General features: G+C 62.2%; 17 protein-coding genes and 3 pseudogenes. 14 read left to right on the forward strand and 6 right to left on the reverse strand.

Annotated features, from left to right (window positions below):
• Positions 1-14: 14 nt before the first annotated feature.
• Positions 15-1091 carry an alkene reductase gene (locus PSH86_RS14330; protein ID WP_305490294.1) on the reverse strand — a complete coding sequence of 359 codons (1077 nt, stop codon included), beginning with the start codon at positions 1089-1091 and terminating at the stop codon, positions 15-17.
• Positions 1092-1141: 50 nt separating this feature from the next.
• On the reverse strand, positions 1142-1981 hold the full coding sequence (locus tag PSH86_RS14335; protein ID WP_163853837.1) for a pirin family protein: 840 nt from the start codon (positions 1979-1981) through the stop codon (positions 1142-1144).
• Positions 1982-2103: 122 nt separating this feature from the next.
• On the opposite strand from PSH86_RS14335, the gene PSH86_RS14340 reads away from it, so the two are divergent.
• The 6 genes from PSH86_RS14340 (at position 2104) to PSH86_RS14365 (ending at position 8108) form a co-directional block, all read left to right on the forward strand.
• Positions 2104-3018, forward strand: a complete 915-nt coding sequence (locus tag PSH86_RS14340; protein ID WP_109756103.1) for a LysR family transcriptional regulator — start codon at positions 2104-2106, stop codon at positions 3016-3018.
• 287 nt (positions 3019-3305) lie between these two features.
• Positions 3306-4631, forward strand: coding sequence for an NAD(P)/FAD-dependent oxidoreductase (locus PSH86_RS14345; protein ID WP_305490295.1), 1326 nt, complete (start codon positions 3306-3308; stop codon positions 4629-4631).
• Complete coding sequence (locus PSH86_RS14350; RefSeq protein ID WP_003201555.1) at positions 4631-5041, forward strand: RidA family protein; 411 nt, start codon at positions 4631-4633, stop codon at positions 5039-5041. Before PSH86_RS14345 ends, PSH86_RS14350 begins: the two co-directional genes overlap by 1 nt.
• A gap of 11 nt (positions 5042-5052) precedes the next feature.
• Complete coding sequence (locus PSH86_RS14355) at positions 5053-5727, forward strand: DUF1028 domain-containing protein (protein ID WP_305490296.1); 675 nt, start codon at positions 5053-5055, stop codon at positions 5725-5727.
• Positions 5720-6889 (forward strand): acetylornithine deacetylase, encoded by a 1170-nt coding sequence (argE, locus tag PSH86_RS14360; protein WP_249016427.1) that lies wholly within the window; start codon positions 5720-5722, stop codon positions 6887-6889. The genes PSH86_RS14355 and argE overlap by 8 nt, the downstream gene beginning before the upstream one ends.
• 238 nt (positions 6890-7127) lie before the next feature.
• Positions 7128-8108: an ABC transporter substrate-binding protein gene (locus PSH86_RS14365; RefSeq protein WP_233459564.1), complete on the forward strand. Its 981-nt coding sequence runs from the start codon at positions 7128-7130 to the stop codon at positions 8106-8108.
• Between the two features lie 186 nt (positions 8109-8294).
• Here PSH86_RS14365 and PSH86_RS14370 read toward each other — a convergent pair whose 3' ends face one another.
• Positions 8295-9206: a LysR substrate-binding domain-containing protein gene (locus PSH86_RS14370; RefSeq protein WP_003201562.1), complete on the reverse strand. Its 912-nt coding sequence runs from the start codon at positions 9204-9206 to the stop codon at positions 8295-8297.
• Between the two features lie 448 nt (positions 9207-9654).
• On the opposite strand from PSH86_RS14370, the gene PSH86_RS14375 reads away from it, so the two are divergent.
• Positions 9655-10272 carry a hypothetical protein gene (locus PSH86_RS14375; protein WP_109756098.1) on the forward strand — a complete coding sequence of 206 codons (618 nt, stop codon included), beginning with the start codon at positions 9655-9657 and terminating at the stop codon, positions 10270-10272.
• A 241-nt stretch (positions 10273-10513) separates the two neighbouring features.
• Here the strand turns inward: PSH86_RS14375 and PSH86_RS14380 are convergent.
• Positions 10514-11092 (reverse strand): annotated as a pseudogene (locus tag PSH86_RS14380) (AraC family transcriptional regulator); the annotation flags it as partial.
• Positions 11093-11342: 250 nt separating this feature from the next.
• Between PSH86_RS14380 and PSH86_RS14385 the strand changes: the two are divergent.
• The 5 genes from PSH86_RS14385 (at position 11343) to PSH86_RS14405 (ending at position 17200) form a co-directional block, all read left to right on the forward strand.
• Positions 11343-12350, forward strand: a complete 1008-nt coding sequence (locus PSH86_RS14385; protein ID WP_109756097.1) for an ABC transporter substrate-binding protein — start codon at positions 11343-11345, stop codon at positions 12348-12350.
• A gap of 111 nt (positions 12351-12461) precedes the next feature.
• Positions 12462-13454 carry a helix-turn-helix domain-containing protein gene (locus PSH86_RS14390; RefSeq protein ID WP_109756096.1) on the forward strand — a complete coding sequence of 331 codons (993 nt, stop codon included), beginning with the start codon at positions 12462-12464 and terminating at the stop codon, positions 13452-13454.
• A 69-nt stretch (positions 13455-13523) separates the two neighbouring features.
• The gene (locus PSH86_RS14395) at positions 13524-14456 is read left to right on the forward strand and encodes a transporter (RefSeq protein WP_116832292.1); all 933 of its coding nucleotides are present in this window, start codon (positions 13524-13526) and stop codon (positions 14454-14456) included.
• Between the two features lie 12 nt (positions 14457-14468).
• Entirely contained in the window at positions 14469-15725 is a 1257-nt protein-coding gene (locus PSH86_RS14400) for an MFS transporter (protein ID WP_116832293.1), read from the forward strand.
• 17 nt (positions 15726-15742) lie between these two features.
• Positions 15743-17200, forward strand: coding sequence for an amidase (locus PSH86_RS14405; protein ID WP_305490297.1), 1458 nt, complete (start codon positions 15743-15745; stop codon positions 17198-17200).
• 147 nt (positions 17201-17347) lie between these two features.
• On the opposite strand, the gene PSH86_RS14410 is transcribed toward PSH86_RS14405, so the two are convergent.
• A complete protein-coding gene (locus PSH86_RS14410) occupies positions 17348-18835 on the reverse strand; it encodes an aldehyde dehydrogenase family protein (protein WP_305490298.1) in 1488 nt (495 codons plus the stop codon).
• Positions 18836-19463: 628 nt separating this feature from the next.
• Between PSH86_RS14410 and PSH86_RS30580 the strand changes: the two are divergent.
• Both PSH86_RS30580 and PSH86_RS30585 read left to right on the forward strand, forming a co-directional pair.
• A pseudogene (locus tag PSH86_RS30580) lies at positions 19464-19706 on the forward strand (PAS domain-containing protein); the annotation flags it as partial.
• Positions 19707-19811: 105 nt separating this feature from the next.
• A pseudogene (locus PSH86_RS30585) lies at positions 19812-20012 on the forward strand (methyl-accepting chemotaxis protein); the annotation flags it as partial.
• 42 nt (positions 20013-20054) lie between these two features.
• Here the strand turns inward: PSH86_RS30585 and PSH86_RS14420 are convergent.
• Positions 20055-21383, reverse strand: coding sequence for an alginate export family protein (locus tag PSH86_RS14420; RefSeq protein ID WP_109756219.1), 1329 nt, complete (start codon positions 21381-21383; stop codon positions 20055-20057).
• Positions 21384-21416 lie beyond the last annotated feature (33 nt).

The raw sequence follows: 21416 nt of genomic DNA on the forward strand, positions 1-21416 counted from the left end.
GCCTGCTGGTCTGCTTAGGCTTTAGTCAGGGTCGGATAATCGGTATAACCACGTTCGTCGCCCTGGTAGAACGTCGACGCGTCAGGAGCGTTCAGCGCTTGGCCCCGTTTGAATCGTTCCACCAGGTCCGGGTTCGCCAGAAACGGCGTGCCGAACGCTACCAGGTCTGCTTCACCACGGCTGATGGCCGCGGCTGCACGTTCGGCGCTGTAGCCGCCGTTGGCAATGTAGGGCCCGCCGAAGCGGCGTTTGAGTTCCAGGAAGTCGAACGGGCCTTCGCCCAGTTCCACGATGTGCAGGTAAGCCAGGCCATAACGGCTGAGCATCCGGGCCGTGTAGTCGAAAGTCGCCTGCGGGTTGCTGTCGCTCATCGAGAAGTAACTGAAGATCGGCGACAGGCGAACGCCGACTCGGCTGGCACCGAAGACTTCGATCACCGACTCGACCACTTCCTTGAGCAAACGCGCACGGTTCTCGATCGAGCCGCCATAGGCATCGGTACGTTGGTTGGTGCCGTCACGCAGGAACTGGTCGATCAAGTAACCGTTGGCGCCATGAATCTCCACGCCGTCGAACCCGGCCAGTTTCGCGTTGGCCGCAGCCTGGCGGAAGTCGGCGACCACGCCTGGCATTTCATCGAGCTCCAATGCCCGTGGCAGTTCGTAGGGTTTGAGGCCTTCGGGCGTGTAGATCTCGCCATCGGCCTTGATCGCCGAAGGGGCCACGGGCTGGGCGCCGTTGACCTGCACCAGCGGATGAGAAAGACGGCCTACGTGCCAGAGCTGCAGGAAGATCTGACCGCCCTGGGCATGCACTGCGTCGGTCACTTGTTTCCAGCCGGCGATTTGTTCGCGGGTGAAGATCCCTGGCGTACGCAGGTAACCCTTGCCCTGGGCCGACACCTGGGAGCCTTCGCTGATGATCAGGCCGGCGCTGGCGCGTTGGCTGTAGTACTCGGCCATCAGGGGCGTGGCTGCATCGCCTGCTCCTGCGCGGCTGCGGGTCATCGGCGCCATGACCATGCGGTTTTTCAGGGACAGCTTGCCGACTTGAGTACGGGACAACAGAAGATCGAGACCGATGTCAGTCATGATTCACCTCTAAGGGAGCGGGTATGAACAGGGATTGAGTCGAGGGGCGGTCAGGCCAACCGACCCTCTTGTTGCAACTGGGCGCCGATGCGCTGGATTTCCTTCTCACCCTTTTCCAGGGCGGCCTGGCTGGTGTGCACGGAGTAATAGCCCATCACCAGGTCGTGGGGGTGCTTGACTGCCGAGCCCAGCACGAAGGACGTCGCGCCCCGGGCAACGATGTCGATGGCCGCGACGGACTCTTCGAACACCACCATTTCTCCGGTATTGACGTTGCCGCCAGCGTCGAGGCTGCCGCCGTTGACCGCCAGCCAGGCGACGGTATGCCCGGCCGGTGGCGTGTAGCGCCAGCGCTCGTTGTCCTGCAACTGCACGGCGAGGTAATTCATGTCCGCCGGGGAGGAGACGCGGCTGCGGGCTGCGCCGTATTGGCCGAGCAATACCCGCGCCGGTCCTTCCCGGGGGATCTCGGCGGGCGCCAGGTAGAGGCTGTGGGCCGGGGCATTTTCTTCTGCCGCCGGCAGCGCCACCCAGAGTTGGAAACCTTGGATCGGCGTGCCATCGACCGGCCGGGCGGTGTGCCATACGCCGTTGCCGGCTTGCATCCACTCCATGCCGCCGCTAGGCAGCGTGCCGGACTGGCCCGTGGTGTCTTCGTAGATCACCTGGCCTTCGATCATGTAGGTCAGCGTGGCGATCCCGGAATGAGGGTGCATGCCGAACCCCCTCTGCATGGCGTCGGCCTTGAACCCGAAGAGATCGAGAAATACGAAGGGCTTGCAGAGCTGGCCCAGGTCGCCGGGGCTCATGAGCCGGGTGATCGGCCCGTGGCTGCTGCCGGTGGTGCGATGGACGATGGCGCGCGGCGGTGCTGCGGCGATGCTGTTCATGGGGTTGCCTCCAAGTCTTGGGCGCTGGGCCTCGATGCGAGAAGGATAAGGGCCTGCCAATAGATTGATTAGCCGATACAATCGGATTGAACTCATCCATAAAACGAAGGAATCTGAGCGCCATGCTCGATCTCAACGATGTCGCGCTGTTTGTCCAGGTGGTCCGCAGCGGCAGCTTCGCCGAAGCCGCCAGGCGCTTGGGCATGCCTGCCAACACCGTCAGTCGCCGGGTCCAACAGTTGGAGGCGCAGTTGGAGTCGAGACTTCTGCAGCGCTCGACCCGCAAACTCACGTTGACCCAGGTAGGCCAGGGGTTTTATGAGCGCTGCGTGGAGGCGGTGGATGGTCTGATGGAGGCAGGGCAGGAACTGATGATGGGCAGCGAAGAGCCCAGCGGCCTGGTGCGCATCGCGGCGCCGGCGGATTTTTTCGATTTTTTCCCGATGGAATGGGTGGCCGACTTTTTAGCCGCGCACCCGCGTGTGCAACTCGATTTCGTGCTCAGCGATGCCCGTGTCGACCTGATTGCCGACCGCATCGACGTGGCCTTTCGCGGCGGTCCGTTGCAGGACTCGGGGTATGTCGGTCGCCAACTGCTCCAGAACGACGGTGACGGCATGGTTGCCAGCCCCGCGTACATTGCCGCACGCGGCGCACCGCTTGCGCTGCAGGACCTGGCTCACCACGACGGCGTGAGTTTCGCCCACCCCAGCGGCTTGACCGACTGGCGACTCGTCGGCCCGGACGGCATCGAGGAGCACGTGCAGATCGCCAGCCGCTTCCACGCCAACACCGCCCAAGCGTTGCGCAGGGCGACCGTCGCCGGCCTGGGCATCGCCGTGCTGCCGGGGGCACTGAGCGCCCTCGACCTGGAAGCCGGCAGGTTGGTGCGCGTGTTGCCGCAGTACCAACGCAGCGGCTTCGGCCTGAATGTGCTGTATCCGAGCCGACGGCAGTTGCCGCTGGCGGTTTCGGCGTTCATCGGGTTGGTGATGCAGAAGCTGGAACTCAAGGCGTTTCCGGCACTGATGCAGTGAATTGGCCAATGCGATCTGCGCAGCCCAGCGGGAGCAAGCTCCCTCGCCACGGGAGCGATGTGCTCCAAGTCTAATAAGATGTGCTTTGTTGCCGTGATCATCACGCTCGGGCAATAGCCCATTTTTTTCCTTCCTAGCAACGACAAAAACCCTCGTTTCGCAAATCCGCGCCTGCCAACACAATCGCCTCGACACCTCATTTCGATAGTCGCAATCGCAGAACAAAAAATCAGAACCCGAGGCGGCGCCATGCCGGCCTGAACCACCTCTGCCGGAAGTGCACAGACATGCCCGTTGAAACCCTACGCATCGATACGCTTGTTATAGGCGCCGGCCAGGCCGGCGTGGCCATGAGTGAACACTTGAGCAGACAAGGTGTGCCTCACCTGGTCGTGGAGCGCAATCGGATTGCCGAGGCCTGGCGCACGGCGCGCTGGGATTCGCTGGTGGCCAACGGCCCGGCCTGGCATGACCGTTTTCCTGGGTTGGAATTCGAGGGACTCGACCCCGATGCTTTCGCCGCCAAGGATCAAGTGGCCGATTACTTCGAGGCCTATGCGCGCAAGTTCAATGCGCCGATCCGTACCGGCGTGGAGGTCAGGAAAGTCGAGCGCAATGTCGGCCGCCCGGGGTTCACCATTGAAACGTCCGAGGGCCTGATCGAAGCCATCCACGTGGTCGTTGCCACCGGGCCATTCCAGCGACCGGTGATTCCGCCCATCGCACCTGAGATGGCGACGGTCACCCAGATTCACTCTGCGCAGTATCGCAATCCGCAGCAGTTGCTCGAGGGGGCGGTGCTGGTGGTGGGTGCCGGGTCGTCGGGGGTGCAGATCGCCGATGAACTGCAGCGCGCCGGCAGGCAGGTCTATCTTTCGGTGGGTGCCCATGATCGCCCGCCACGGGCCTATCGCAACCGCGATTTCTGCTGGTGGCTGGGGGTGCTGGGCGAGTGGGACGCCGAGGCGGTCCAGCCAGGCAAGGAACACGTCACCATCGCGGTGAGCGGTGCCCGTGGCGGCCATACCGTGGATTTCCGCCGCTTGGCCCACGAGGGCATCACCCTGGTGGGGCTGACGAAATCGTTCAACGGCAGTGTGGTGACCTTTGAATCGAATCTTGCCGAAAACATTGCCCGCGGCGACGAAAACTACCTGGCGCTGCTGGATGCTGCCGATGCCTACATTGCCCGCAATGGCCTGGATCTGCCCCTTGAACCTGAAGCCCGCAACCTGCCGCCCGACCCGCAGTGCCTGACCCAGCCGATCCTGGCGCTGGACCTGGTCGCCGCCGGTGTGACCAGCGTTATCTGGGCCACCGGCTACTCGGTGGATTACAGCTGGTTGAAGGTCGACGCCCTCGGCGCCAATGGCAAGCCTCGGCATCAGCGCGGTGTGTCCAGCGAGCCGGGCCTGTACTTCGTCGGCTTGCCGTGGTTGTCACGTCGGGGCTCGGCGTTCATCTGGGGCGTCTGGCATGACGCCCGGCATATTGCCGACCACATCGTGAAGCAACGCATTTACCTCGCTTATCAAGATGCTGCCCAGCGCCAGGCTTCGGCGCTCGACAGCGATTCACACCGTTCGAAAACCAGTCTCTCGGGAGTCCGCTGATGCCTACTCACACACGTATTCGCATGTTCAACACCAAGGACACCTACCCGAACCAGACGCTGGACAACGACCTGTGCCAGGCCGTGCGCGCCGGCAACACCGTTTATGTGCGCGGCCAGGTCGGCACGGACTTCAACGGCCAACTGGTGGGGCTTGGCGATCCACGCGCCCAGGCCGAGCAAGCCATGCGCAACGTCAAGCAGTTGCTGGAAGAAGCCGGCAGCGACTTGAGCCATATCGTCAAGACCACGACTTACCTGATCGACCCGCGTTACCGCGAGCCGGTGTACCAGGAGGTCGGCAAGTGGCTCAAGGGTGTGTTTCCGATCTCCACCGGGCTGGTGGTCAGTGCCCTCGGCCAACCGCAGTGGCTGATGGAAATCGACGTGATCGCGGTGATCCCTGAATAAAGGAACGGAACATGACCTTTTCCATCGTTGGACGCTGTGCCGAAACCGGCCAGTTGGGTATCGCCATCAGCTCCTCGAGCATTGCCGTCGGCGCCCGTTGCCCGTGGTTGCGGGCGGGCGTCGGTGCGGTGTCGAGCCAGAACATCACCCTGCCGGCCCTGGGACCACAGATTCTTGATGAGCTGGCTGGCGGCCTGGTGGCGCAGGCGGCGCTGGAGCGGACCCTGGCACGCAATGGCTACAGCCAATACCGCCAGGTGGCGGTGATCGATGCCGAGGGGCGCACGGCGATGTTCAGCGGCGAACACACCCTGGGCACCCACAACGCAGTGGCCGGAGAGCAATGCGTGGCGGCCGGCAATCTATTGGCCAATGGTGCGGGGATCGAGGCCATGGTCGCGGCCTTCGAGCGCAGCGGTGGTTGTCTTGCCGCACGCTTGATGAATGCGTTGCAGGCCGGGCAGGCGGCGGGCGGTGAAGCCGGGCCGGTGCATTCGGCGGCGCTGTCGGTGGTTGACGACCTGACCTGGCCCATCGTCGATCTGCGGGTGGATTGGGCCGAGGAAAATCCCATCGACGAACTGGAAAGACTCTGGCTCGCCTATCAGCCGCAACTGCAGGATTACCTGATCCGCGCACTCGATCCGACCCAGGCGCCAAGTTATGGAGTGCCGGGCGATGAGTGAGCTGCGCAGCCGCGTGTTGCTCGAACGGTTGGTGGGTTTTGCCACGGTCAGCCGCGAGTCGAACCTGGCCTTGATCGAGTTCGTGCGCGACTACTTGCAAGGGCTGGGTGTGGACAGCGAGCTGATCTATAACGCCGAGCGCACCAAGGCCAACCTGCTGGCGAGCATCGGCCCCGCGGCGCCCGGTGGCGTGGTGTTGTCCGGACACACCGATGTAGTGCCGGTGGACGGACAAGCCTGGACGGTCGAGCCGTTCTGCCTGAGCGAGATGGACGGCAAATGGTTCGGGCGGGGTACGGCGGACATGAAGGGGTATCTGGCTTCGGTTCTGGCAGCGGTGCCAATGTTTCTCGCCAGCGCGCTTCGGCGACCGGTGCATCTGGCGTTCTCCTATGACGAAGAGGTGGGTTGCCTGGGCGTTCACAGCCTGTTGGACGTGTTGGTTCGGCGAGTTCCCCCACCAGCCTTGTGCCTGATTGGCGAACCCACCCAACTTCAACCGGTACTGGGGCATAAAGGCAAGTTGGCGATGCGTTGCCACATCAAGGGGGCGGCCTGTCATTCGGCCTACGCACCTTACGGCGTAAATGCCATCGAGCAGGCGGCGCGCCTGATCGGCCGGTTGGGGGAGATCGGCGCAGCGCTGGCCGATCCCTCGTTGCATGACGCGCGCTTCGATCCGGCTTATTCGACGGTACAGGTCGGCGTGATCCAGGGCGGTACGGCGTTGAACATCGTCCCAGCCGATTGCCGCTTCGATTTCGAAGTGCGCGCCTTGCCGGGTTTCGATCCGCAGGTGGTGGCCGAGCAATTGCAGGGGTATGCCGAACAAACCCTGCTGCCGGCGATGCAGGCGGTAGCGAGCGACACGGCGATCCGTTTTGAAGCGCTGTCCGCCTACCCGGGCCTGGCGACCGCGCCTGACAGCGCCGCCGCCCAACTGGTCGCGCGACTATGCGGCAGCGAGGCTTTCGGCACCGTCGCTTTCGGCACCGAAGGCGGCCTGTTTCACCAGGCCGGCGTGCCAACGGTGGTCTGTGGCCCCGGCAGCATGGACCAGGGGCACAAGCCCGACGAATACGTGAGCATTGAGCAAATGGCCGCCTGCGATCGCTTGATGGATCGGCTGGCGAGCTATCTCTGTGAACCCATTGATTGCTGACCGCCAGGGTGCCTGAGGAGAACGATTTCAATGGACGGAGATTCCTGGTGGTCAGCCAGGCGACAACGAACAGGCCGACAAGAGCCTTTGCTGTAGACCATACCGCCCGTGTTTACGGTCACCTTTGAGTCCCGTCACCGGCTCGTGCGGGCGAGCCGGCATTTCGAGGAACCGCTTCATGTCCAGATCCTTGCGTTGCAATATTGCGTGTGCACTGGCGTTGTTGAGTACCAGCGTCATGGCCGCGCCCCAGAGCTTGACCGTGATTTCCTTTGGCGGCGCCACCAAGCAGGCCCAGGACAAGGCCTACTTCCAACCCTTCAACGCCAGCGGTGCGGGAAGCATCGTGGCCGGCGAATACAACGGCGAACTGTCGAAGATCAAGGCCATGGTCGCGGCCGGCCACACCAGTTGGGATGTGGTCGAAGTGGAAAGCCCCGAGTTGCTGCGTGGTTGTGAGGAGGGCTTGTTTGAAAAGCTCGACCAGACGGCCCTGGGCGACCCGGCGAATTTTGTCCCGGGGGCACTCACCGAATGTGGCGTGGCCACCTATGTCTGGTCGATGGTCCTGGCTTATGACCAGAGCAAGCTCGCCAAGGCGCCGAAATCCTGGGCGGACTTCTGGAATGTGGCCGATTACCCGGGCAAACGCGGTTTGCGCAAAGGGGCCAAGTACACCCTGGAAATCGCCTTGCTGGCCGATGGGGTCAAGTCCCAGGACTTGTACAAGGTGTTGAACACACCGGAAGGCGTGTCCCGGGCCTTCGCCAAGCTGGACCAGATCAAGCCGAACATCCAATGGTGGGAAGCCGGCGCCCAACCGGCGCAATGGCTGGTGGCGGGGGATGTGGCGATGAGTGCGGCCTATAACGGGCGCATCGCGTCGGCACAAAAGGAAGGCATGAAGCTGAGTATTGTCTGGCCACAGAGCCTGTACGACCCGGAGTACTGGGCCGTGGTCAAGGGCACGCCGAACAAGGCCTTGGCCGAGCAGTTCATTGCCTTTGCCAGCCAGCCGCAGACCCAGAAGGTGTTCTCGGAAAACATCCCTTATGGGCCGGTGCATCGCAAGACACTCGCGTTGTTGCCGGCGGCGGTACAGGAACAGTTGCCCACCGCCGAGGCCAACCTGGCTGAAGCCCGGGCCGTGGATGCCGAGTTCTGGGTCGACCATGGCGAAGAGCTGGAGCAACGTTTCAACGCCTGGGCAGCTCGCTAGACACCGAACCCTGCGGCGCCCCCCGTGTTTTTTTGTGGCGAGGGAGCTTGCTCCCGCTGGGCTGCGCAGCAGCCCCAACACTGTTATCGCAGTGTGCCAGATTGAACCAGTTGGTTGGGTTTGGGGGCGCTTCGCACCCCAGCGGGAGCAAGCTCCCTCGCCACGGGTTTGGTGTTTGGCTGGGCGTCAGGCCAACCATTGCCTGAACTGTTCCTTGCAGTAGTCGACGAACAACTGGGCCGGCTTGGTGAGGTGGGTGCGTTTGAGCCAGCCTGCCACCAACGCCGAGCCTGTCACGTCCTCGGCGATGTCGACGCACACCAGGTGTTGCCCATCGTAGGTGCAGGTGGAGTGCGGGCGGGTCACCAGCACGGCAAAACCGAAGGACTGGCCGACCATGCCACGCACCATCTCGATGGACGGCGAGCTGAAGACGATGTTGGGCGTCAGGCCCAGCTCCTCGAAGATGCTCACGAAATAGGTGCGACTGGGTTGTACGTCCAGCAGGATCATCGGTTCGAGGGCCAGGTCGCGCAGCGACACCTGGGCCTGATCGGCGAAGCGATGGCCCGCCGGCAGAAGCGCATAGGGGCGTTGCGGTGCCGTGAGTGCTTCGGTCTCGATGGTACTGTCGAGGTCGTGTTCATAGAAAATCGCCAAATCGAAACGACCACCGGTGAGACCTTGTACCAACTCCTGTTGCTCGCCATCCTGCACGCGGATTTCCACCCCGGGAAAGCGCTGGCGAAAGCCGGCGATCAGTCGTGGCAGGTAGAGCGGGGCGACGGTTTCGAAGCAGCCGATGTCGATCTGCCCGCTGACCACATCATTGTCGGCCAGCGCGTTCTGCTCGAACTCCCGGGCCATGCGCAACAGCTCCTGGGCCTTGCGATAGAAGCGCGCGCCACCGGGCGTCAACGATACCCCCTGGGCGTGATGACGAATGAGCAACTGCACGCCGAAACTGTCTTCCAAACCCTTGATGGCGGTGGCGATCGACGGTTGGGCGATGTACAGCTTGCGGGACGCTTCAGCGACGCTGCCACATTCGACGGTGGTGACGAAGTACTTCAGCTGACGCAAGGAATAGGACGCCACGGGCACACCTCGATACGGATGATTACTGCCTACCTTACCTTGTGCACAAGGAGTAAGGGGCGGGCATTGATACGGATTTTTCTGGGCAGTGACGATATTCAGGCTGGCTTGGGGATGAGCGCCTGAAAAAAACGCCTGCCCACGTATCGTTGGCGGGCGTCTGGGAAAGACCCGCGCAGACAGGACGGACTGGCCGGATACGAGGCTCAGTCCACCGGAATCGGCGGGGAGGTCGCGCGATCAGCCACCAGGCGGATAGATACATATCGAGATGGTGTGGGAGCTCCAGGCGTTTGCGGTGCGGATGGGGTAGATGAGCCGTGGCGCTCCATTTTGCATTTTTTATCTCGGCGACTAGTCTCAGTTGGCGTGCTCTGGAGGGGCCTTGAAATTCTGGACGAGTTCAACCGCGGCCCGATGTCAACCCGATCAAGATAGGGATAATCTTATGCCGGTTGTTTTGCATCAGTTCACCGTGGCCGTCGGCGGCGTCATGAATCCAGGTTATCTCGAGGCGTTGGAACTGGCCCGACAGTGCGCGACCCATGCCCATACCCAGGCCCTACCGGGTGCTGGTATTGCCCACGGCTCTTGTTGGGCCGCATTGGCAACCGTGCCCAATCCGGGCGCAGGTTTTCCCTTGGGGAATGCCGTAGCGGGCGGGGCGGCCTTGCCGTATGGCGTGGTCTTTGGAAATTCACGCTTTTCAATCGTTGGCGCCTTGGCTGTAGTGCCCGGCGCGCCTGCGGTCGGGTTTTCCGGTCATGCGGAGCGTAACGCCTTGGTGGTGGCGGGCGGCAATGGCTTGGTGCCCTATGGCCTTGTCGCGCCGAATGCCGGTGATTGGGTGATGTATGTGCAATTGCATCCCTGCGTGTACTGCTTGCCATGGCTGCAAGGCGTCGGAGGTGGGGGGCTTCTTAATCCTTTTGCGGGGTTGATCGCCGGGGCCCAGAACCTTCATGTCTGGTATCGCTGGGCACATAATCCGGTCGGTTGTGCTGCCAAGGACACCTGGAACGGTTTGCCGTTGGCGACCAAGCTCGCACAGATCAATACCTGGTAAACAGCCCGGCGATCGAAGAAACACTTGTGGGGGAGAGCCTGCTCGCGATGACAGCGGACCAGCCACATCAATGTTGACTGACATACAGTTATCGCCAGTAGCGTTGCTCCTATCGGTTTTGTTCTGGTTTTCATAAAAGAACGCCTGCCCAAGCATCATTGGCAGGCGTCTGGGAAAGACCGGCGCAGAAAGGAGGGACTGGCCGGGGGAGGAAACGGGCTCAGGCTACCGGGATCAGCGGGTCGGCTTCGACCAATGCCAAGGCCATGTCGATGCCGGCGCTGACACCGGCCGAGGTCCATACGCTGTCCTGCTGGATGAAGATCGCGTCGAGGTCCACTTCAATCGATGGGAAACCGCTCTTGAGCATCTCGCACATGGCCCAGTGGGTGGCGGCCCGACGTCCGTCCAGCAAGCCGGCCTGGGCCATGAGAAAGGTGCCGCTGCATACCGATGCGGTGCGCCTGGCCTTGACCGAGGCCCTGCGTAGCCACTGCACAAGGTCGACACAGTCGATCATCGCCTGTTGTATGTCCGGGGCGCCGGGAACGATCAGCGTGTCGATGAGCGTTCCGTCGAGCTCATGCAGGGCCCGGGTATCTACCACCAAACCTTCGGCAGTTCGCATCAACCCACCTTCCAGGCTCGCGGTGTGCATTGCATAGCCGGGCAGGCCACGTTTGGTCATGGCTTTGGTGGCGGCCCAGAAAACGGTCTGGGCACCGGCGAGGTCCAACAGGCCCATCTGCGGGTAAGCCAGGAACACCAGTGTGCGCGGCTTGGAAATGGACTCGGCGGCGATCCCCACATCCAGGGTCATCTCGTTCATGATTGCTTCGCGCTTGGTATTCGTCGGGGACGATTGGGGGAGCAGGCACCGCTACTGTATCGCTTTGATGCAGGTCTCCAAAGATTATCAAGCGATCGCGCCGGTGAGTGCGAGACTCATGGGCTCTGGTGCGAACATTTAGGTGCTATTGTTATGCTATCTAGGTATTTAAATTAATTTTCTTATAGCTTTAAAGTCGTGGCCTTCAGTCTTTTCAACTTACTGTGAGGTTCACCAGACCATGGCTTTCAAGCGTTCTGCGCTCACCTTGTTGGTTTCCCTGGCGGCCACTGCGCTGCTCAATCCCTTGGCCCACGCCGAAGGCAAGATCAGCATCGCCCAGCAATTCGGTATCGGCTACCTGATCCTCGATGTGGTGCGCGACCAGCAGCTCATCGAGAAGCATGGCAAGGCCCAGGGCCTGGATATCAAGGTGGATTGGAACAGCATTTCCGGTGCTACGGCGATGAACGAGGCCTTGCTGACCGGTGCCTTGGATGTGGTGTCGGCGGGAGTTCCGCCGATGCTGACAATCTGGGATCGGACTCGCGGCAAGCAGAATGTGAAGGCCATCGCCTCGCTGGGGTCGATGCCCAATTATCTGCTGACCAACAACCCGAACGTGAAGAGCCTCAAGGATTTCACCGACAAGGACCGGATCGCCGTTCCGGCGGCGGGTGTCGGCTTCCAGTCGCGCACGTTGCAGATCGAAACCGCCAAGGTGTTCGGGAACGACCACTTCAAGAAGTTCGACGACATCTCGGTCAGCCTCCCGCACCCGGATGCGACGGCGGCGCTGATTGCCGGCCAGTCGGAAATCAATTCGCACTTCTCCAGTCCACCGTTCCAGTATCAGGCACTGCAAAGCCCCAACGTACACAAGGTGCTCAGTTCCTATGATGTGCTGGGTGGGCCGGCGACGTTCAACGTGCTCTACACTACGGAAAAATTCCACGACGAAAATCCCAAGACCTACAAGGCGTTCTACGACGCCCTGGTGGAGGCACAAGGCATTATCCAGGCCGACAAGCCGGCGGCTGCCCAGACCTACATTCGTGTGGAACAGTCCAAGTTGCCGCTGTCGCTGGTGGAAAAAATTGTCACCGACCCTGAAATCGACTTCACCGTCGTTCCGCAACGTACCTACATTTATGCCGAGAAACTGCACGAACTGGGCGTGTTGAAAAACAAGGCCGACAGCTGGAAGGATTATTTCTTTGAAGAGGCCCATGCCGGCGCCGGTAGCTGAACCCTGGCCGGTTATCCGTTTTCGGCACAATTGAACGACCGGTCCACGGGGCGGAATGGAACTTGCCTGAGCTTTGACCCGTAAGCCCTGGAATCATCAAAGGTCGGGTCAATGAACAACTCCAACATGGCGCTGCCAGCGGTTTCGTCGGACCTGTTGCCGACGCTGCCGATCAATCGGTTCCGCACCACAGACATCGACGAGCACGCCCGGAACATGGGAGGCTGGCAGGTCTGCTATGACCAATTGACCCCCGGACGCTTCGACGGTGAGTTGATCGAGTTCCGCTCGGACTGGATGCAACTGGTGCGCGACCGCTCTAATCAAGCCCTGACCAAGCGGGGCATGGCCTGGGAAGGCGCCATCACTTTCAGCGTGCCGCTGAGTGCGGACGGGCCGCTCTTTTGCTCCGGGCACCCGATTATCGAGCCCAGCCTGTTGGTCGCTCGCGGCCATAACCTGCCCGAGCTGCGCACGCCCCAGCATCTGGATCTGCTCGGTGTCACCGTCGACGAGCAGGCGTTGGAGCATGTGCTGGCGTGTCAAGGCAGTCACTTTCGAATTACCGATCTTCCCAAGTGTTACCGTCTTGGCAACTCGACGCTGCCGGCCGAGCTCGCGGCGTTGTTCGATGAGCTTGAAGGGGGCGAGCAGGGGCGAGACTCATTGCTGGGGTACGAGTCGATTCGCCGTGGCCTGCGTGACACGGTGATGTTGCACATACTGGAACTGGTGGCACCGGACGAGGCACCGCCGCTCAACCCCACGGCGCGCAAGCGCATGGTCGACCGTGCCCGGGAGTACGCCTTGGCCCATGTCGATGAGCCACTGTCGATCCTCGACCTGTGCAATCACATCGGTGCCAGCCGGCGCAAATTGCAGTATTGCTTCCAGGAAACCCTGGGTATCAATCCGGTGGCCTATTTGCGGGCGTTGCGCCTCAATGCCGTGCGCCGCGAACTGCGCAGCGGCCGCCACGCCCAGGGTGTACAGGAGGTGGCGGCACGCTGGGGGTTCTGGCACTTGAGCCGGTTTTCCAGCGACTATCGGGTGCTGTTCGGCGAGACACCTTCCCAAACCCTGCGCCGCACGCATCTGTGCTGAAAACGGATAACGGCTGACCGGCCGCCTCCCTAGGATGACCCCGACACCACATGGTTGGAGGGGCATTCGATGTACCAAAATAAAAAAACAAACGTCTGGCACTGTACGTGGTTAACCCTGGGGCTGATCGGTGCATGCGGTGCTGCCCATGGCACCGAAAACGGCGCGCCGACCACGGCGGTCGGGGTCTACGATTTCGGCGCGGGCATGATGCCGCCGGCCACGCCCTTTGGCACCGTCGGCCTGCGCACCGCGTTCTATTCGGCCAACGTGCAGAAGGATCGCCACGGCAAGTCCGTGGACAACAATTTCTCCCTGGATGTCTTGTCCATCGGCGTCGCCTACATGCGCATGACCGATTACACCGTGCTGGGCGCCAAGTATGGCTTCGGCGCCGTCGTGCCGTTCTTCCAGATGGACGCTTCGCTACAGGTGCAGACGCCTGTCGGCCCACTGAACCTGGAGGCCGATCCGTTTCGCATGGCCGACATGCAGGTGCTGCCGGTGATCCTGCAGTGGACACTGTCGCCGAACCTGTTCGTCAACGCCCAGTTCCAGATCCAGGCTCCCACAGGCGACTACGACAAGAATCGCTTGATCTCGCCGGGTCTGAACCACTGGACCTTCTCGCCGATCCTCAACGCCACTTATATCTCCGACAGCGGCTTCGAAGTGTCCTCAAGCTTTGAGGCCGACATCAACACGCGCAACCACGCCACCGACTACAAGAACGGTGTCGAGTACCGCCACGAGTTCGCCGTGGGCCAGCACGTCGGCCCATGGACCGTGGGCATGGGTGGCTATTACTACCGGCAATTCACCGACGACGATGCCCCGGGCCTGGAAACAGGCAATCGCGCCCGAGTGCTGGCTGTCGGGCCGGCGGTGAGCTACTTCAAGCCAGGTATGCCCCCAGTGTGGCTGCATGTCTACAAGGAGCTCGACGCGCGAAACCGCGCCGAGGGTTACACCACGGCGCTGCGTATTTCTCACAGTTTCTAAAAGGGGCTCGCCATGAACCAATCAAGTTCCGTTTCAACGGCGACCATCCTGTCTCGCCAGGCCAGTTGGCGTGAAGGACTGGTGCTGATGCTAGGCAGCAGTCTGACAATCATGGGTTCGGTGATGGTCGCGCCCGTCTTGCCCAGGTTGGGCGCAGAATTCGGGCCCCTGGAGCCACGCGCCGATCTGTTGGTGCCGTTGGCGGTCACCGGGCCGGCCCTGGCGATTGCCCTGTGCGCGCCATTGGCCGGCTGGCTGGCCGACAGGGTCGGGCGCAAGGCCTTGCTGGTGCTTGCGACGATTCTCTACGCCTTGCTCGGCGCGTTGCCGGCCATGCTCGATAGCCTGCCCTCGATTGTCGGTGTGCGGCTGTTGTTCGGTTGTACGGAGGCGGCGGTGATGACCTGTTGCGCGACGCTGATAGCGGACTATTGGCACGGTGAGGAGCGACTGCGCTACGTCAACCGGCAAGTGGTGACCATCGGCCTGGTGGGAGCGCTGTTTTTCGTAGTGGGAGGTGCGCTTGGAGAACACTCGTGGCGTGCGCCGTTCCTCCTGTACTTGCTGCCATTGTTGCTGGTGCCGGCAATGATGAAGGTGCTTTGGGAACCGCCGGTTTTGAAGCCGCAGGGGGGCGAGCCGCACGTCGAGGCGTCGGGGCCGGCCAAGGTCGCCTTGCCTCAACTGCTGGTCGGCTACCTGATGATCCTCGGTGGCATGGTCCTGACGTTCATCATGCCGATCCAGGCGCCGACGCTGTTGGTCAGCCTCGGCATCACCTCCAGCACGATGATCGGCCTGGCGGCGGGGCTGAGCCTGTTGGCGACCTTGGTCGGTTCGCTGACGTGGCCGTTGCTGCGCCGTCGCTTCGGCATCGCCGGTTGCAATGCGTTGTTGCTTGGCCTGATGGGCCTGGGGCTGTGGCTGTTGATGCGCGGGCAAAGCTATAACGAAGTGCTGGTGGCGGTGTTCATCCAAGGCCTGGGGGCCGGGCTGTTGGTGCCCAACGTGATGGCGCCGGTGATGAATGCGTTGACCGCCAGCACCCGCGGCCGGGGCCTGGGCGGGTTTACCTCGTGCCTGTATATCGGCCAGTTCGTCAGTCCGCTGGTGGTGGCCTTGGTGATTGTGTTCGCCGGTGACCTGCGTCACGCCATCCAGTGGCTGGCCCTGACCAGTTTTGCCTTGGCGCTGCTCTGGGTCGTTGCCGGCCTGCGCACACGCGGCCAAGGGCAAGCGAGCACCGTCGGATCACATCAATCGTCGTGACATAAGGAACCTGAAACATGGGTACGCAAGACATTCACCACTTGATGGACAGTGAAGATGCCACGGCGCTGGCCGAATGGGTCAGGCGTGGCGAGGTCCGGCCAGGCGAACTGCTGGAGACTGCCATCGAGCGTCTGGAGCGAGTCGAGCCGCAGCTCAATGCGGTGGCCGAGCGCTTGTACGATTCGGCCCGGCAGACGGCGCGCACGCCACAGGTCGGTCAAGGCCTGCTGGCCGGTGTGCCGACCTTGATCAAAGACCTGTTTTCACCAGTTCATGGTGCGGCGATGACCAACGGTTCTCGCGCACTGGGCGACTTTCGTGCGGATTTCGAATCGGAAATCGTGACGCGTTTGCGGCGTGCCGGATGTCAGGTGATGGGCACCAGTACTTCGCCTGAGTTTGGCACTTCATACTCCACCGAGTCTGCGCGTTTTGGTGCCACACGCAACCCTTGGAGCACCGACCACAGCGCCGGTGGTTCCAGCGGTGGCGCGGCGGCACTGGTGGCGGCCCGGGTGGTGCCGTTCGCCCACGGCAACGACGGTGGCGGTTCATTGCGCGTGCCGGCGTCCTGCTGCGGTGTGTTCGGGTTCAAGCCCAGCCGTGGCTTGCTGCCGTCAGGACCAATAGTGGGCGAGGGCTGGGCGGGGATGGGCACACCTCATGCCATCACCCTGTCGGTGCGCGACAGTGCGGCGTTGCTGGATGCCACTGCTGGGATGGACCTGGGCGCGCCTTACGCCGCGCCGATCCAGGCGTTGCCGTATGCGATGGCAGTGCAGGCCGATCCCAAGCCGCTACGCATAGCCCTGGTCGAGCAGCTCGGTCCTTGGCCTACGTCACCACAGAGCCTTCAGGCGGTGGGCGAGGCCGCGCGGTTGTGCGAGTCGTTGGGGCATCGCGTCGAATCGGTGAGCCTGCCGGTGGGGCTGCTGGAATTTCTCGATCACGTGTTCACCATCATCGGCGCCAGCTCTCGTCACTATGTCGACCTGCTGGGCCAGATGCGTGGGTTTGCCGTGCAAGCCGAAGAGCTGGAGGTACGCACGCGGATCATCTTGCGGGACAAGGGCAACGTCAGCGGCGCCCAGTATGCCGCGGCGGTGGAGTGGATTCATGCCCTCGGCCGGCAGTTGGCGGTGTTCATGCAGGATTACGACGTGATCCTGACCCCGGTCCTGACTCGTGAGCCGGTGCCAATTGGCGAGCTGGATCTGCAGGACGTGTGCATGAGCCTGGATCAACTGATCGAGCGCTACCACAGTTATTCGCCGTTCACCGCGCTGTTCAATGCCAGCGGCCAGCCGGCGATGTCAGTGCCGTTGTCCTGGAGCGCCAATGGCCTGCCGATGGGCGCGCATGTTGCCGGTCGTTTCGGCGAGGAACACACGCTGCTGGCGCTGGCCGCGCAACTGGAGCGCGCCCAACCATGGCGCGGCCGAATCCCAACGGTCAACGCCTGCCGGCGGTAAAAGTGTGGGAGCGAGCCTGCTCGCGATAGTGTTGTGTCAGTCGGCATTAACATTGACTGATGCTCCGCTATCGCGAGCAGGCTCGCTCCCACAGAGGGATTTGGGGTGGGTAGGGCCCTGGCGTGTGGCTCCAGGGCCCTTTGTTGTTCAGTAGCGGATCATCACCGATTTCAGTTCGGTGTAGTCGTCGATGAATGCGCTGCCGAATTCACGGCCTATCCCGGAACACTTGTTGCCGCCAAAAGGCACGGCTGGGTCGAGCAGGGTGTGCATGTTTACCCACACCGTGCCGGCTTCGATGGCGGGGACCATGCGCAGGGCCTTGCCCAGGTCGTTGGTCCAGAGGCTGGCGCTCAGGCCGTAGGGCGTGTCGTTCATCAGCTCCAGCAACTCCTCCTCTGTGTCGTAAGGGAAGAACGTGGCGATCGGGCCGAAGGTTTCTTCGTGGAGCAGGCTGTCGTCGCGGCGATTGGCGAGGATGATGGTTGGCTCGACGTAGCAACCCGGCCCATCGATCAGCTTGCCGCCGTGGACGATGGTGTTGTTCTGCGCGCGGGCCTTGGCGAAGAATTCCTCGAGCTTGCGTTGGTGCTGACGGTTGGTCACCGGACCGAATTCGGTGCGTTCGTCCAGGGGTGAGCCGATAGTGAGTTTGCCCAGGCGCTGGGCTAGTTTGTCCATGATCGACTCGATCTGCGAGCGATGGACAAAGAACCGTTCCGCCGCCGCGCAGATCTGTCCCGAATGCAGAAATCCCGCCTCGATGATGCCGTTGACCGCGACCTCGGGGTCGATATCAGGCAGGAACCCCGCTGCATTCTTCCCACCCAGTTCCAGGGTCGTACGGGTCAACCCGGCGCCCATGGCCGCCTGGCCCACCGCCAGGCCGGTGGGTATGGAGCCGGTGAATGAAACCTTGTTGGTGCCCGGATGCTCGATTAGCCCCTTGCCCACCTGGCCGCCGCCGGTCAGCACATTCAGGGCACCGGCCGGCAGGCCAGCCTCGATGGCCAGTTCCGCGATGCGCAGGATGGTCAGCGGGGTGAACTCGCTGGGCTTGATGATGACACTGCAACCGGTCACCAGGGCTGAAGCCAGTTTCCAGATGGCGATCATGGTGGAGAAATTCCACGGCACGATACCGACCACCACCCCGACTGGTTCGCGCAAGGTGAACGCGGTGTAGCGTTCGCCTGTGAAGGAGGGCAACGATGGGGTGATCGTCTCGCCGTTGATCTTGGTCGCCCAGCCAGCGTAATAGCGCAGGAAGTGGGCGGCCTGGTCGACTTCGAAGGCACGGGAGATGTGGATGATCTTCCCCGACTGGCAGGTTTCGATCTGCGCCAGCTCTTCGCGGTTGCGCTCCAACAGGTCCGCCAGCTTGAGCAGCACATGGCCGCGGACCGCCGGCGCGGTTTGAGACCACTGCTCGAAGCCGCGGCGGGACGATTGCACCGCCACATCGATATCGCTGGCAGTGGCGTCGCTGACCTGGGCGATGACCTGGCCGGTGGCAGGGTTGACGACGTTCAGTGTCTGGCTGCCCTGGCTTTCGACGTAGCCACCGTCGATGAACAGGGCGTGATGTCTATCGAGGAAGGCTTGAACCTGAGGCAGCAGGGCAATATCGCTCATGAGGGTTTCCTGATCGCGAACAAGGGAAAGCCCCGAGAGTAATACCGGCAGGGCTGTCCAGCTTGACTGTGCCTGCCGCGTCGTATGTCTGTGGCTGCCAGTCTGCGCGTTGGCAGCCAGGAGCAAGGCCCTGTGCAGGCAGGGACAAGCCAGCCTGGCCGGTTTGCGATCAGATCCAGGTTTCGACTTGATGGCATAGGGGCAGGCGATGTTTCTCCAGACCAACAAACAGAAACTGGCGTTGACCGTACAGGTGCAGCGCGTGCTGGCCGGCGAAATGGAAGGCACGCCGATGCTCGATGCATATCCGCAACTGCGGAACCTCCTTGAGCAGCACGCGCGGCAGATGGAGAACGTCGCTGCGCACCTGCGTCAGGCCGAAGCGCAGGTGGAGGCGCAAACCCTGCGATGGCAGCAAAGTGAGCACGAACTGCACTTAGTGCGCCAGCAGCTGGAGCAAGCCTGTGAGCGCGAGCAGGCGCTTGAAATTCGCTTGGACGAACTCGGCCAGCAGGTGCAGCGACAACGCCAGGACGCGCAGATCTGGGAGTTGCTGCAATCGACCCTGACTGAAGGCTGCTGGGATATCACGGTCGTCAACGGTGATCTCCAGCACCCGGCCAGTGGCATGCGTTTTTCCAGTCAGTTCCGTTCACTGCTGGGTTACGGGCCTGACGATTTGCACGACGGCTGGGATGCCCAGGTTGGCATCACCCACCCGGACGACCTGCCGAAGATCATGGCTGTCTTCGACCGGGAAATCCTCGGTCCCCAGGGCAGCGGCGAATACGTTTTCGAATACCGCATGCGCCACAAGAGCCGCGATTACATCTGGTGCCGTGAGCGGGGTCGGGCGGTACGCGACCCACACGGGCAACTGGTCCGGGTCATTGGTGCGGTACGTGATATCAGTGACGAGCGCTCGGCCCAGTCCACCCATCAGCGCATGCTCGAACAGAACCAGGTGACCTACGCTCAGATTGCCACGGTCGTGGGGGTAATCAAGGGCATCGCCGACCAGACCAATCTGCTCGCCTTGAATGCCGCGATTGAAGCCGCCAGGGCCGGTGAAGTCGGGCGCGGTTTTTCGGTGGTGGCCGATGAGGTGCGCAAGCTGGCGCAAAGTACCCGGCAGGCAACCCATCAGATCCAGACCATGTTGCATCAGCACAGACAGTAGACCGACCGGGAACTGCCGCTGGGGCAGTTCCCGACACGTTCAGAACGGAACCGCCACCACCAACTGGCTGTAGACGTTGGTGCCGTTGCCGCCTACCTGATTGCCACCGCTGCCCTCATCCTTTTCAGGCTTGTACAGGCCCAGCAGCGGCGTGACGATCAGGTGTTCATTCACCGCCCATTCCACGTACAGGTCCAGCTCCTGCGCGTCGAGGTTCAGCGCTTGGCGGGTGTGCAGGGTCTGGTAGTCGAAGAACAGCGCGCCAATGGTCACGGTTTCTGCTGGCTTGAGTTTGAGGCCGATGTGCTGGATGGCAGTGTTGCTGTTGAACGGGCCAGCATAGTTGCCCGCCACTTCACCCTGGAACCAGGTGCCATAGCCACGGTTCTGCCCGTTGAACATCGAGTCCCAGTCCTTGGAGTAGCGGCTGTAGCGATAAGTCAGGTCCGGCGTCCAGGGCAGGTCGGCGAAGGTGTAGCCGGCTTCGGCATACCAGGCTTTTTCCGGGCCCGCATCCTTGTCCTGCCAGGCGTACTCGAAGGAGAAGTGGGCATTTTCGATGCCGGCATTCCCGGCGCCGCGCAGGCTGTAGATGTCCATGCCTTCGCGCTGTTTCTGGAAGTCGCTGGCATAACGGTCATCGACATCGATGCCATGGATATAGGTCAGCCCCAGGGTGCCAGGCGCGGCGGTGTATTCCAGGGTGCTGGCGGTCATCTCGGTATTGGCCTGGGCAGGGTTGTCGGACTTGATCCACATCAGGCTGCCATGCACGCCGTCCTTGCCACCCAGGCGTACGACAGCGGTCTTGTCGAAGGCATGACGGGCTGCCAGGTAGTAGGCGCCGCCGCGGTTGAGCTCGCCATCGGCCACACCTTTGCCCAGGTTCAGGCCATCGTCGTTGATGATGAAACCGTCGCCCAGGGTGATCACTTGGCGACCGTAGGACAGGTCCATACCGTCCTTGCCCAATGCCGGGAACAGATCCCCCGAACGCCAGCCGGCAAAGGCTTCATCGAACTTGGTGGTGCGCTCGGAGCCGTCGCTCAGGCCGGCCGCATCGCCATCGCCCCAAGTGCCGGAGCTGACCAGATTGGCCGTGCCATAGACGCTACCCAGGTCGCCGAGTGTCTGGTCGATACTCAGGCCATACTTGATGAAGCCTTCGCGCCAGCTCGAACCGCCGGCGGTGCCGTCATAGTTCTTGCGGCTGTTGAACAGCCCGTAGACCGCCAGGAAGTTACCGGTGACGGTGGTGTCTTCGTCGGTGTAAAGCTCATAGGCCTGGGCCGATGAATCAGCGACCAGCAGGGCGATGCCCAGGCCGATGGCGTTGCGCAGCAAAGGCGGACGACGTGTGTGCTCCATGATGGATTCCCCAGTGTGATAGGACAGCAGAGA

Source organism: Pseudomonas sp. FP2300, from assembly GCF_030687595.1.
Taxonomy (GTDB): Bacteria; Pseudomonadota; Gammaproteobacteria; order Pseudomonadales; family Pseudomonadaceae; genus Aquipseudomonas; species Aquipseudomonas bijieensis.